This window comes from Flagellimonas hymeniacidonis, from assembly GCF_008040165.1.
In the GTDB taxonomy this organism is placed as follows: Bacteria; Bacteroidota; Bacteroidia; order Flavobacteriales; family Flavobacteriaceae; genus Flagellimonas; species Flagellimonas hymeniacidonis.
This window is the reverse complement of the sequence record NZ_VRUR01000001.1, coordinates 49,085-61,986: the sequence shown is the minus strand read 5'-3', so window position 1 is coordinate 61,986 and position 12,902 is coordinate 49,085. Positions and strand designations below refer to the sequence as shown.

Sequence of the window (12,902 nt, the reverse complement as noted above, 5' to 3'; positions counted from 1 at the left end):
GCAAATGTATAAAGTTTTTGTTAATGAGTCCCCACTGATTTTAACAAATGAGCGCCAGGATAATTCCAATGGAAATCTTTTTTCGTTGGATGGTGATTCAATTTTAATGGCGATAGATTCGTTGGCCAAAGGAAGATTGAACGCCGCCTATATTTATCACCCAGATGAAGAAAAAATCCTTGATGTTTTTATGCATAAAATCCCAGTAGTGGTAGCTGGTGGTGGGTTTGTAACAAATAAAAAGGGTAAAATCCTATTTATTTATAGAAACAACAAGTGGGATTTGCCCAAGGGAAAGGTGGATAAAGGAGAGTCCATTGAAAAGGCCGCTATGCGCGAAGTGGAGGAAGAAACGGGAGTGAAACGCCTTAAAATCGATAAGTTTCTTAGAACTACTTACCATGTTTTTAAAAGAAACGGAGAGTACAGATTAAAACAAGTGCATTGGTTTGCCATGTCTACCGATTATAAAGGAGAGTTGGTTGGACAAAAAGAGGAAGGTATTGAAAAAGTAAAATGGAAGAGTCCCAAAAAAGTGAGAAAAGCTTTAGAAAACTCTTACCATAACATAAAAATTCTTTTTGAAGAATGGCCAACTACTTGGACAAAATAGTAGCAGCTTTGCTGTTCTTGGCGATACGATAAATGGGATATCGTAAATAAGGCTTTTCTCTATGTTTCGAGCGTTGGTAAATCCAATCCAATTGAGCATACCAGTCTTGTGAAAAATCATCATCCAATTCCTTTTTCATCAAGAAATTTGTCCTGAGAACTGAATCTTTCTTAAGCATATCCAACGCCACATCTTCAAAAACATATGGTGAAAACCCTTCTTTTTGTTGCAATACGGTATCGAAGAAATTCCAATTAAAAAAAGAATCTGCTCCTTGGGGTTCCAAAGCTTCCATTAAATATCTAATACCCAATTGTGCTGTAGGCACTACAAGATCACCTGCTCTAAAACTTACTTTTTGCAAGCTTTTATTTACCTCAGTATTAAAATGGGGATAGTGCCCTTCATAAGGATCTTTCCTTGTTTCATAATTCAAAATGGAATACGATTCCACCGTTAAAGTAGTATCCTGCTCTATTTCAAAATAATGGATATTATTTGCATCTAATCTTTCCATTACATTTTGCCAGCTTTGTGTGATAAGATAGGCGGCAGGAACGGAAACCGTATCCAAAGGAAGATAGTAATTATAGTATGTGGTTTCCTTGGTAAAAGGTTTGTTTTGATCATACTTGAGTCGCCCCAGTCCCGTTACCTCACTTTCGATGATATCTGCTTCATACCCTTTAAATTGTAGTTTTGAGGTTTGCGTAGTATCCACCTGCCAATTAAAATGGTACTTATTGAGCTTTTGGTTTTTTTCCAATGTTTCTTGACGTAACTTTTTAATGGTTTCGTGTTCTTTTTCCACTATGGACATCATGCTTAGCATAAGTTGGCGAGTGCCTGCTACCCTTTTTTTATAGGGTTTTAGCATATGTGTTTCAACCATTAGCCCCAAAGTGCTCCAAAGCGTGGTATAACCGGTTGAATATCTAGGATGATCTATAAACTGGCTAAAACCGAATTCGGGAGGTCTGTTATATACATTTACATAGGGTGTAATATCCCAATCGTTTTCCACTAAGGATGCCTCAACTTTTGGCATAAGTTCTTTATGCAGATAGTTGCCCAATTCCCCTCCTAATTTATTATGCTGGGTAAAGAGATGGGTAAGTGTATATTGATAATCCGCCCCATTACTTACGTGGTTGTCGATGAAAATATCTGGCTTTACCAGATGGAAAATAGTAGTAAAGGTCCTTGCATTTTTAGTGTCCATTTTAACAAAATCCCTGTTGAGATCATAGTTTAAGGCATTTCCGCGAAAACCATAGGCTGTTGGTCCATTCTGATTTGCCCTAGTGGTGGAATTTCTATATAAAGCCCCACCAATATTGTAAATAGGAATGGTAACTAAAACCGTGTTCTGAGGATGTGAAATTTTTCCCGTAGCAAGATCTCGATACAATAACATAGTGGCATCAATTCCGTCACTTTCTCCAGGGTGTATGCCATTATTGATTAAAATAATCGTCTTCTCTTTTCTTACATTTTCAAAATTAAAATCCCCATCGGGATTAAAAGTGACAATATGTAGTGGATAACCACTATCTGTTTCACCAATGGTCTGAATATTAATTTCGGGAAAATCCTTGGCTAATTTTATATAAAAGGCAATGGTTTCCTCGTAAGTCGCGGTGCCCTCACCCTTGGAAACCTCAAAATAGGTTTGGTATGAGGCAATCTGATCTTGTGTTTTGGTTTCACAGGATAGAAAAAGAGTCAATATTGCAAACAGAACGATGTACTTCAAGATGTTGGTATACTAGTTGAAAATTAAAATGGAAATACTTTTCCTTTGATAAAAATAGGCAATAATAAGCTTAAGATACCATATTGACTCTATTTAGATCGGTGTCATCGATTTTGTATATCGGTTTGTTTTTAAAATTGAGATAATGCAAACACTTTAGTCTAAAATGGTTCCATTTCTTATAATCCGCAGGGTCTATTGATGAAGTTATTACGTTGATGATTATTTTTTCTTTTATATTCATATTCACAACTTCCTCTAAAAATTCCCACCCGTCCATTATGGGCATATTAATGTCCAAAAAAATAACCTCCGGAATGGGAGCACCTGTTTTAATTCTTTCCCTTAAACCATCTAAGGCTAGCTTGCCATTTTCAAAAGCTTCAATATCTGGACAAATAGCAGTGGTTTTCAGCATTTTTTTAATACCGAAAACAGTTATAGGGTCATCGTCGATAATATATATGCTATTAACTTTCTTCATTAAAATACACCTTAAAGGTTGTGCCTTTATTTACTTCACTACTTACCGTTATATTTCCGCCCATCGCCTCGGCCTGATTCTTTATAATGTATAGGCCAAGTCCTCTAGCGTCCTTATTGTTGTGAAAGGTTTTGTACATTCCAAAAATTTTGCCTCCATATCTGTTCAAATCAATACCCATACCTTTATCACTTACGCTAAAAATGACATTTTTGTCCTGTTTTTTGGCGCTTAAGCTAATGGTAGGTATTTCTTTTGGCTTGCTATATTTTACGGCGTTGGTCACCAAATTTAGGATAATACTCTCCAAATATGCCGGAACGCTCAACACTGTTAGCTTTTTTGGAACAGAATTGATGAGCTCCACTTTGTTGTTAACTAAGAAACCGGCAAGGTTCTGCTGAACTTTATGAATATACTCGTTGAGATTTAAAGATTTCTTGTCCAGATTTACATTGGTACTTATTTCTACAACTTCATTTAGGTTTTCCAAGGTATCCAAAAGATTGTCAGATGCGTGGGATAGCATTTTCATGATACGTTTCTTCTCCTCTTCTTCTTTCTCATTTATTAGAAACTCCAATAGCATGGAAAAATTAGCAGTATGTGATCTTAAATTGTGAGAGACAATGTGGGCGAAATTTATAAGCTTTTTATTTTGTATGGCCGTTACATTGATCAGGTCTTGCAATTGGTCCTCTTTCTGTTTTATGTGCGTAATGTCCATGCTCATGCCTATAAGACCGTAGGCCTTCCCCTTAATGTCTAACAATGGAATTTTTGAGGTTAAGAAGTTCGTGGCACTACCATCTTTTCTTACGTTTATGGTCTCTATACCGATCATTGGTTTGTGGGTGCGCATGACCTCTAAATCTTCATCTCGAGAAATTTGGGCGATATCCTTTTCGTAAAGGTCAAAATCGGTCTTACCCAGCAAATCTTCTGATTTTGCTCCCAGATAATCACATTCGGATTTGTTTACCAGTATTTTGCGAGAGTCTCTGTCTTTGATAAAGACATTTATGGGAAGATTGTCAACCAAAGTAGTGAGCAACTGTTCATTTTCTTTTGTTTTGATTTCGGTAAGAACCTGGTCATTTATATCTTGAAAAGTACCAAAAAGCGTTATTGTTTTTCCATTTTTTTGAATTGGTTTTCCAGCGGCAGTAACCCATTTTTCTTTTCCTTTACTAGTTACGATGATTAAGCGTTCGCTGAAAGGTGTACCATCTTCCAAAGCCTTATGGAACAGCATTGAAATTTTATTTCTACTATATCCCTGCTTATAAAATTCTATTCCTTCATTCACGTCAGGCTCGTAATCTGGAGAAACTTCGTGAATTTTTTTGGTTACTTCGCACCAGCTCAGTTTTTCTGTTGCAATGTCAAATTCCCAGCTGCCAACTAACGCTACTTCCGATGTTGTTTTAAGAAGAGTTTTAACTCTTTCCAGTTCTAGTTCTTTTTCAATTTCACTGCTAATGTCATTTGTATGGATAACAGTTCCCAACAGATTTTCCTTTTCATCAAACCATGGGGCAAATGTGCTTTCCAACCATTGTTCTTGGGCTCCTTTTCCCTTTTTATGTCTTAAGATGTGTGTTTTGCCTTGGGTAAGACATTGCTCCAAGCTATTACCGCAAACCTTTTCATGCTTGTTATAGAATTCTTCTATTTTGGTGCCTATACAATCGTTTAGGTTTTTATCAAAAAGAGCTATCCATGAATCGGAGGCATCTACTAGTGCGTGTTCAAGGTCCAGAAGAGCGGTTGGGTGTGGCAATTGCTTAAGCAAGTAATGTTGGGGGATCGTTTTAGTTGCTTTCAAAGTGGGGGTTAGATTTGGGTTTTGAAATTATACGAAATTTCTTACTAAAATAATGGTATTCTAAATGTTTGGGGTGTTAATGTTGTGAATGGGCAGAAATATGTTGTTTCCTCGACGAACGGTAAGGTTGGATAGGTGGGTAAAAGTGAAATATAGCTAGGATGAAGCTTAATGGAATTCTATTGAATTTCTACGGAACTAGGACTTTATTCGAACTGTGTTGGGCACCAATCCCGTATAATCACCTCCATTTCTGATAACGTCCCGCACAATGGAAGAGCTGATATAGGATTTCCCTGAAGAGGTTAATAAAAAGACTGTTTCAATTTCTGATAGTTGCCTGTTGGTGTGGGCAATGGCTTTTTCAAATTCAAAATCCCCCGGATTTCTCAACCCTCTTAAAATAAAATCAGCGTCAACTTTTTTGCAAAAATCAACGGTCAGACCTTCATAGGTTACTACCCTTATTTTAGGTTCATCCTTGAAAGCATTTTTAATAAAATCGGTACGTTCCTCTAAAGAGAACATGTATTTTTTATCTGCATTTATCCCAATGGCAATTAAAAGCTCATCAAACAAGGTAATTCCTCTTTTTATGATATCGTAATGACCTAAGGTCAGTGGATCAAAAGAACCTGGGAAAATGGCACGTCTCATGAATGGAAAGTTTGTCTAAAAATACAGATTTTCTATCGTAATGCTTCGTCAATGGCACTGCCGAACAATTTCTCAAGGGATATACCTGCCGCTTTGGCTTGCTTTGGCAAAATACTTTCTTCTGTAAGTCCGGGAGTAGTATTCACCTCTAAAAGATATGGAATGTCTTCAATAAAAATGAACTCACTTCGTGTATACCCTTTCAATCCCAAGGTTTTATAAATATACTCTGCCCACCTAACGACATTAGCCTCCTGGGTTTTGGTAATTCTTGCCGGGGTGATTTCTTGCGATTTCCCTTGGTATTTAGCTTCATAATCAAAAAAATCATTTTCTGAGACAATTTCCGTAATCGGTAGTACAGTGACCTCATTGTTATAAGTGATAACCCCCACAGAAACCTCGGTTCCGTCTAAAAAGGATTCTATAATGATCTCATTGTCCTCTGTAAAAGCATTGGCAATGGCTGCTTTCAGATTTTCTCTTTCATAAACCTTCGAAATGCCATAACTGCTGCCCGCTCTGTTGGCCTTTACAAAACAGGGAAGCCCTACTGTTTTTATAATTTCATCTTCATCAATAGGCTCTCCCAAGTTTAGATAGTATGACGTAGCGCACTTGATGCCATAGGGTTTTAGTGTGCTTAGTAAATCTCTTTTATTAAAAGTTAATGCTGCTTGATAATGATTACAGGATGTCTGTGGAATGTTTAACAACTCAAAATAAGCCTGTAGAATTCCATCCTCTCCCGGAGTGCCGTGTATAGCGTTGAAAACACAGTCAAAATTGACTTTTTTGTTATGGATCTCAATACTAAAATCAGATTTGTCAATAGGAAACTCAGTACCATCATTAGCGAGATAAACCCATTTTTCTGAAGATATAATAACGCGGTACGAACGGTATCTGGTTTTATCTAAATGTTGATAAACTACGTTACCGCTTTTTATTGAAATTTCATACTCACTGGAGTAGCCACCCATTATAATGGCAATATTTTTTTTCATCCGTTTGTCGAATATCACTTTGTCAAAGTAAAGAAAAAAGGACTGGCTTTCCTATATTTGTCCAGATAAGGAACTGCGCATGAAACATTTTTTAAGCTTTTTAAAAAGTAAGACTTTTTTAATCCAATTGGGTTTGGCGTTGGTGGCTGCGGTTCTCTTTTGCTTTTTGGTGTTGCAATGGTTAAAAAGCTCTACCAATCATGGTGAGTTTGTTGAAGTTCCGGATTTTTCAAAAATGTCGGTTATGGAAATGCGCAAAGTGGTGGAGGATGCGGGATTGCGATACCAAGTGTTGGATTCTTCCAATTATAACCCAGATTATCCACGTTTTTCCATTTTGGAGCAAGATCCCCCAGCTGGAAACAAAGTAAAATCCAATAGGAAGATTTATTTTACTGTAAATCCATCTGGATATAAAAAAGTTACCGTCCCAGATATTATACAAGTAACTCAGCGTAATGCAGCTTCTATGTTAAGGGCTGTTGGGTTGGATGTGCAACGCGTGACCTATATAGATGAATTGGGCAAGGATATGGTCTATAGGATGAAGCACAAAGGAAAATACCTTAAGCCTGGTGATAAGCTACCGAAAACATCAAAAATTGAATTGATTTGTGGTAATGGGACCATTCCCGGAAGTGCTCGTATTCAGGCTGATTCAGAATAACTATGGATGCCGCTGAAAACCCAGAACTTTCTCAAGACGACTTATTTGAACATCACAAATTTGTAGCCTCAAAAGGGCAAGAACCGTTACGGGTAGATAAATTTTTGATGAACTTCATAGAAAATGCAACGCGAAATAAAATTCAACAAGCCGCCAAACAAGGTCATATTTGGGTAAATGAGGTCATTGTAAAACAAAATTACAAAGTAAAAGCAGGGGATGAGGTAAAAGTGATGTTTGAACATCCACCGTATGAATTTTTACTTACCCCAGAGGATATTCCATTAGATATTGTATACGAAGATGAGGTGTTGTTGGTGGTCAACAAGCCTGCAGGAATGGTTGTGCACCCTGGACATGGCAATTATTCCGGAACATTGATTAATGCCTTGGTTCATCATTTTGAGAATTTACCAAAGAACAGTTCCGAAAGACCTGGCCTAGTGCATCGAATAGACAAAGACACCTCGGGTCTATTGGTCATTGCAAAGACTGAAGCCGCAATGACACATTTGGCAAAACAGTTTTTTGATAAAAGCAGTGAACGGGAGTATTTAGCCTTGGTGTGGGGCAATGTTTCCGAGGAGGAAGGAACGGTGGAGGGACATCTTGCCCGTAACCCAAAAAACAGATTGCAAATGATGGTTTTTCCTGAAGGTGATCAAGGAAAAGAAGCCGTTACCCATTACAAAGTAGTGGAAAGACTTGGTTATGTCACCTTGGTTTCCTGTAAGCTTGAAACTGGAAGAACTCACCAAATACGGGTGCACATGAAATACATTGGGCATACGTTATTCAATGATGAGCGCTATGGTGGAGATAAGATTTTAAAAGGTACCACCTTTACCAAATACAAACAATTTGTTGATAATGCCTTTAAAATTTTACCCAGACAGGCACTACATGCCAAGACTTTGGGGTTTGAGCATCCAACAACTGGCGAGTTTATGCGATTTGATTCCGAATTACCAGAAGATATGGTCCATTGTATCGAAAAATGGCGGAATTATGCAAAGCATAGCGAATAATAGGTTTCATCAATCCTTAGATTGAAAACACCTTTTGTGGTATATGCAAAAAAACCAATTTCATTGCTATTTTTACTAAAAATTAGTTTTCATGAAAATTGTAATTTCTCCTGCCAAATCCCTTGATTTTGAAACGGCATTGCCTACATCACAATACAGTCAGCCCCAGTTCTTAGATCAATCTATTAAATTGAATACGGTTTTGGCAAAGAAAAAACCAAAGGCCTTATCTAAGTTGATGTCCATTTCAGATAATTTGGCACAGCTTAATTGGCAAAGAAATCAGCAATTTTCAACACCATTTACGCCAGAAAATGCAAGACCGGCGGTATTTTCATTCAATGGGGATGTATATCAAGGCCTCGATGCTTATACCATTCCAGAAAACAAACTGGATAAGCTTCAAGAAACACTTCGAATATTATCTGGACTTTACGGTATTTTGAAGCCTCTGGATTTAATTCAACCGTATCGCTTAGAAATGGGAACCCAATTAAAAGTAGCTCGAAAGAAAAACCTATACGAGTTTTGGAAAAAGCAATTAACAGCACATTTAAACGAAGAACTACAAGATGATGAGCTGTTTATCAATTTGGCCAGTAATGAATACTTTGGCGCCGTGGATGAAAAAACACTCAAAGTACCAGTGATTACCCCAATCTTTAAGGACTGGAAAAATGACAAACTAAAAGTTATCAGCTTTTTTGCCAAAAAGGCACGTGGTTCCATGGTACGTTATATTTTGGATACCGATGCGAAAACGATGGCTGACATTAAAGGTTTTGACTATGACAATTACGTGTATAGCGCAGAACACACTTTAAAAGAAAACCAACCCGTTTTTATTAGATAACCTTTAATTAACGGTCTTTTATTAAAAAGCTGTTAGGTTTGCACCCCTTGTGCTTTAAATTGTGATGTAGATAAAATACTGCTATAGATTTAGCTTTTATCACGATCTTTGAAGACTTATCTAGTCACTAAAAAACTAAAAGAACCACCATGCAGCAATCTAGACGTCTAGAAGAGTTTAAAAAATTTGTTACTAATAAGTTCAATATTTATAACAGCCTTTTTTTAAATCTACCTTATAGAAATATTGAAAATGTTGGGATGCTTGTGCCTCTTTTATTCGATCAATGCGAGAAAGGACTGGAAGCAGGTAAAAACCCTCAGGAAATTTTAGAAACCTTCTTTACCAATTTTGTAGATATAAAAGATGAGCGAGAACGATTGGATTTTATGTTCCGAATCATTCAATATGTAGAACGGCAAGTGGTCTTGTATGATAGTGTTGAAGATTCCGCATTTCCAAAATTGCAAGAATACACCAATTCACTTTCCATCAAGGACTATTTTGAACTGGTGAATAGCACCAAAAGCTGGGATAACATATCCAAACAGCTTTCCACTTTTAGCGCCAGAATTGTACTTACTGCGCATCCCACGCAATTTTATACACCTGCGGTCCTTGACATAATCGCGGAATTAAGGGAACTTATAGATGATGATAGGATTCATCACATAGACCTTACTTTACAGCAGTTGGGGCTTACCTCTCTGGTAAATGCCAAAAAACCAACTCCTTTGGATGAGGCCAAAAACATCATTTATATCTTAAGAAACACCTATTACGATGCGGTTGGTGAACTTTTTCAATATGTGAAAAGCAATATTCGTGATGAAGCCTTTGATAATTATAACATTATTAAACTGGGATTCTGGCCAGGTGGTGATCGCGATGGAAATCCTTTTGTAACTGCGGAGATTACCAAAAAAGTGGCAGATGAACTTCGTCTTACATTAATGAAGTGCTACTACAATGAGCTTAAATCGTTACGTAAAAAATTGACTTTCAAAAATTTACAGGACGACTTAAATGGGTTGAGCAACAAGTTGTACAAGGCCATGTTTGATTCCAAGGCCGTTATAAGCTATACAGAAATCATTCGGAGACTAGAGGAAATTAGAGAAAAACTTATAACAGATTATCACGAATTGTATTTGAATAATTTGGATCAGTTTATTGATAAAGTACACATATTTAAAACCCATTTCGCTACACTGGATATTAGACAAGATCATAGCAAGCACAAATTAGCTGTGGAAACCATTTTAAAGCAGAAAGGAGCTATAAAAGAAAACCTTGAAGAATTAAAGGACGCTGATTTAACACAATGGTTATTGGAAAAGGATCTTCAACTAAAACCAGAAGATTTTGAAGAGGGAATTGTAAAAGATACTATTGCGAATATTCAACAATTAAAAGAGATTCAGGAAAAGAATGGTGAGGAAGGATGTAACCGGTATATCATTAGTAATTCCGAAGATATCTATGCTGTACTTTTTGTGTTCGGATTGTTTAAGTGGTGCGGCTGGAAAGAGGACGATATTACCTTTGATATTGTTCCGTTGTTCGAGACAATGAAAGGCATGGAAGCCTCTGAAGAAGTAATGCAGACGCTGTTTGATACTCCTGTTTATCGAGAACACTTGGAAAGAAGGAAAAATGTACACACCATTATGTTGGGCTTCTCGGACGGTACCAAGGACGGTGGATACTTGAAAGCAAATTGGTCTATTTTAAAAACAAAAGAAACCCTAAGTAAAGTATGCAAAAAAAATGGCATCAAAGCTATTTTCTTCGATGGCAGGGGGGGGCCGCCAGCACGTGGAGGTGGTAAAACACATAGATTTTATGCTGCACAGACAAAAGATGTGGCCAATCACGAAATACAATTGACCATTCAAGGCCAGACCATTACTAGTACCTACGGTACTAAACAGCAGTTTATGCATAATTCAGAGCAATTACTAACCGCAGGTCTTAGTAATAATCTGTTTGGAAAAGAACACGTTATTTCATCAGCCCAAAGAAAATTAATTGAAGAACTTTCAGACTTAAGTTTTGAAAAATATGACACCCTTAAACAGCATGAGAAATTCATCCCATATTTAGAGCATCGTAGTACCTTAAAGTACTATACCAAAGCCAATATTGGAAGTCGACCAGGTAAAAGGGGAAATAAAAAACAGCTAGAGCTTTCAGATTTACGGGCCATTTCCTTTGTGGGGTCGTGGAGCCAGTTAAAACAGAACGTACCCGGATATTTTGGTTTGGGGTCAGCCATGAAAAAGCTGAAGGATGAGGGTAGATTAAGTGAGCTTAAAAAACTATATAAAGATGTTCCTTTCTTTAAAGCATTAATGTTGAATAGCATGATGTCATTGGCAAAAACCAATTTTGATTTGACCAGTTACATGAAAGATGATGAAGAGTTTGGTGAGTTCTGGAGCATACTAAATCAAGAATACCAATTGTCCAAAGAAATGTTATTACAGATTTCGGGACTAAAAATTTTGATGGAGGATGAGGCGGTTTCAAGGGAATCTGTAAAGATTCGGGAAAAAATCGTTCTTCCCTTGCTTGTAATTCAACAGAATGCATTATACCATATTACCCAGAATTCGGAATACAAGGAATTGTACGAGAAAATAGTGACAAGGTCATTGTACGGAAATATTAATGCAAGTAGAAATTCGGCTTAAAAAGAGGTTGTATTCAAATCGTGAGTTCAAAGCCATTTATTCATACCCACCCCTACAAACCCTTTCTGTTTCCAGAAGCGACAAAACTGATAGTAGGTACTTTGCCACCACCACGATTCACTACTGGTGAATTAAAACATGATGATGTGGATTTCTGTTATGGCAGTCGCAATGGCATGCTTTGGCCCATTCTAAATCGTCTTTTTGATTTGAATCTAAAATATGAAACCACAAAAGAAGCTGCTGACCAAAGGAAAAACTTTTTATTAAAACACAAGATTGGGGTTTGCGATATTGTGGGTAGTGCAGAACGAAATAAAATTGATGCATCTGATTTGGGAATGCAAAATGTGAAGCTTCGCAATATGTTGGGCTATCTCAAGGATTACCCTAAAATAGATACCCTATTGTTTATGGGTGGCAATAGTAAAAATGGACCTGAATATTTTTTTAGAAAACTATTGAAAGAAAAAGGATTGCGATTGGATGTGGTGTCTGATATTGTTCCAAGAATACATCAACTTATATTGGATGGGCGAACATTAAAAACGGTTTCCTTAACTGCCCCGTCCGGTGCAGCCAATAGGGCTGTAGGAAGCCTGCAAGCATATAAAGACTTAAAAATCGAAAATCCAAACTTCAACACATTGGATTTTAGGGTAATGCAGTATAAAGAGTTTTTTATGGGATAATAGAGGCGACCAACATCACTTTTTAATGGTGGCTTCCTTGAATGTAGAAAGTACTTCTGAAAGCAAATATACTTTTGGAGGAACTACTTTTCTTTGCTCTATTTGTTTTATGATTTTATCCACGGCAATATTGAATCTTTTTTTAGGCATAGGCTTCATCAAAAAATCATCAATGCCATACTCAAAGGCTTTGGCAGCGAAATCGGACCATGTTGAATTCATAATTATTGCAGCGTTTATTTCAATATTGTCAAGAAGCTCAAAAGCATCAACGTGTTCCATTAGAACATCCAAAAAGACAATATCCACTTTTTCATCATAAACAGCTTTTATACCGCAATATGGATTCTGGTAAGAACCAATTAATTTCAAGTCTGGATGGTTTTTGACCAATACGGTGGTTGCCAAACGCTGAATTGAGGAATCGTCAATGACAAGCGTAGTATACTTCATTATTAGTAGGTATAAATTGTATATCAAAGTTATATTTACCTACATGTTTAATTGGAAAAATGGAGATGTACTACGGTTTTACACAGGTGAAATCATGATTTCTGGCATTTTTCCTTAAACTACGTTTTTGTATATCGAAGTTAATTGCGGTTTATGGATAGACCCATA

12 protein-coding genes are annotated in these 12,902 nt (G+C 36.9%); 6 read left to right on the top strand and 6 right to left on the bottom strand.

The window, feature by feature from the left end; translation table 11 throughout:
- Positions 1 to 4: 4 nt before the first annotated feature.
- Entirely contained in the window at positions 5 to 613 is a 609-nt protein-coding gene (locus FVB32_RS00290; protein ID WP_147740593.1) for an NUDIX hydrolase, read from the top strand.
- On the opposite strand, the gene FVB32_RS00285 is transcribed toward FVB32_RS00290, so the two are convergent.
- The 5 genes from FVB32_RS00285 to FVB32_RS00265 all read right to left on the bottom strand — a co-directional run bounded on the left by FVB32_RS00285 (position 597) and on the right by FVB32_RS00265 (position 6,345).
- Positions 597 to 2,369: a M14 family metallopeptidase gene (locus FVB32_RS00285; protein ID WP_147740592.1), complete on the bottom strand. Its 1,773-nt coding sequence runs from the start codon at positions 2,367 to 2,369 to the stop codon at positions 597 to 599. The two genes, FVB32_RS00290 and FVB32_RS00285, sit on opposite strands and share 17 nt — an antisense overlap.
- 70 nt (positions 2,370 to 2,439) lie before the next feature.
- A complete protein-coding gene (locus FVB32_RS00280) occupies positions 2,440 to 2,853 on the bottom strand; it encodes a response regulator (protein WP_147740591.1) in 414 nt (137 codons plus the stop codon).
- Positions 2,840 to 4,681, bottom strand: coding sequence for a PAS domain-containing sensor histidine kinase (locus FVB32_RS00275; RefSeq protein ID WP_147740590.1), 1,842 nt, complete (start codon positions 4,679 to 4,681; stop codon positions 2,840 to 2,842). The genes FVB32_RS00280 and FVB32_RS00275 overlap by 14 nt, the downstream gene beginning before the upstream one ends.
- A 198-nt stretch (positions 4,682 to 4,879) precedes the next feature.
- On the bottom strand, positions 4,880 to 5,338 hold the full coding sequence (gene coaD, locus FVB32_RS00270) for a pantetheine-phosphate adenylyltransferase (protein ID WP_147740589.1): 459 nt from the start codon (positions 5,336 to 5,338) through the stop codon (positions 4,880 to 4,882).
- A 32-nt stretch (positions 5,339 to 5,370) separates the two neighbouring features.
- On the bottom strand, positions 5,371 to 6,345 hold the full coding sequence (locus tag FVB32_RS00265; protein ID WP_147740588.1) for a D-alanine--D-alanine ligase: 975 nt from the start codon (positions 6,343 to 6,345) through the stop codon (positions 5,371 to 5,373).
- A gap of 79 nt (positions 6,346 to 6,424) precedes the next feature.
- Between FVB32_RS00265 and FVB32_RS00260 the strand changes: the two genes are divergently transcribed.
- The 5 genes from FVB32_RS00260 to FVB32_RS00240 all read left to right on the top strand — a co-directional run bounded on the left by FVB32_RS00260 (position 6,425) and on the right by FVB32_RS00240 (position 12,281).
- Positions 6,425 to 7,012 (top strand): PASTA domain-containing protein, encoded by a 588-nt coding sequence (locus tag FVB32_RS00260; RefSeq protein WP_147740587.1) that lies wholly within the window; start codon positions 6,425 to 6,427, stop codon positions 7,010 to 7,012.
- Between the two features lie 2 nt (positions 7,013 to 7,014).
- Positions 7,015 to 8,040 carry an RluA family pseudouridine synthase gene (locus FVB32_RS00255; protein WP_147740586.1) on the top strand — a complete coding sequence of 342 codons (1,026 nt, stop codon included), beginning with the start codon at positions 7,015 to 7,017 and terminating at the stop codon, positions 8,038 to 8,040.
- A gap of 91 nt (positions 8,041 to 8,131) precedes the next feature.
- Positions 8,132 to 8,893 (top strand): peroxide stress protein YaaA, encoded by a 762-nt coding sequence (yaaA, locus tag FVB32_RS00250; RefSeq protein WP_147740585.1) that lies wholly within the window; start codon positions 8,132 to 8,134, stop codon positions 8,891 to 8,893.
- Positions 8,894 to 9,042: 149 nt separating this feature from the next.
- Positions 9,043 to 11,589, top strand: coding sequence for a phosphoenolpyruvate carboxylase (locus tag FVB32_RS00245; RefSeq protein WP_147740584.1), 2,547 nt, complete (start codon positions 9,043 to 9,045; stop codon positions 11,587 to 11,589).
- 20 nt (positions 11,590 to 11,609) lie between these two features.
- Complete coding sequence (locus FVB32_RS00240) at positions 11,610 to 12,281, top strand: uracil-DNA glycosylase family protein (RefSeq protein ID WP_147740583.1); 672 nt, start codon at positions 11,610 to 11,612, stop codon at positions 12,279 to 12,281.
- 15 nt (positions 12,282 to 12,296) lie between these two features.
- Here the strand turns inward: FVB32_RS00240 and FVB32_RS00235 are convergent, their stop codons facing one another.
- Positions 12,297 to 12,734 carry a LytR/AlgR family response regulator transcription factor gene (locus FVB32_RS00235; protein ID WP_147740582.1) on the bottom strand — a complete coding sequence of 146 codons (438 nt, stop codon included), beginning with the start codon at positions 12,732 to 12,734 and terminating at the stop codon, positions 12,297 to 12,299.
- Positions 12,735 to 12,902 lie beyond the last annotated feature (168 nt).

Bases quoted from the DNA above. Each gene is read 5' to 3' on its own strand.
- yaaA (WP_147740585.1), top strand. From the start codon at position 8,132: ATGAAAATTGTAATTTCTCCTGCCAAATCCCTTGATTTTGAAACGGCA.
- FVB32_RS00245 (WP_147740584.1), top strand. From the start codon at position 9,043: ATGCAGCAATCTAGACGTCTAGAAGAGTTTAAAAAATTTGTTACTAAT.
- FVB32_RS00280 (WP_147740591.1), bottom strand. From the start codon at position 2,853: ATGAAGAAAGTTAATAGCATATATATTATCGACGATGACCCTATAACT.
- FVB32_RS00290 (WP_147740593.1), top strand. From the start codon at position 5: ATGTATAAAGTTTTTGTTAATGAGTCCCCACTGATTTTAACAAATGAG.
- FVB32_RS00255 (WP_147740586.1), top strand. From the start codon at position 7,015: ATGGATGCCGCTGAAAACCCAGAACTTTCTCAAGACGACTTATTTGAA.
- FVB32_RS00235 (WP_147740582.1), bottom strand. From the start codon at position 12,734: ATGAAGTATACTACGCTTGTCATTGACGATTCCTCAATTCAGCGTTTG.
- coaD (WP_147740589.1), bottom strand. From the start codon at position 5,338: ATGAGACGTGCCATTTTCCCAGGTTCTTTTGATCCACTGACCTTAGGT.
- FVB32_RS00265 (WP_147740588.1), bottom strand. From the start codon at position 6,345: ATGAAAAAAAATATTGCCATTATAATGGGTGGCTACTCCAGTGAGTAT.
- FVB32_RS00260 (WP_147740587.1), top strand. From the start codon at position 6,425: ATGAAACATTTTTTAAGCTTTTTAAAAAGTAAGACTTTTTTAATCCAA.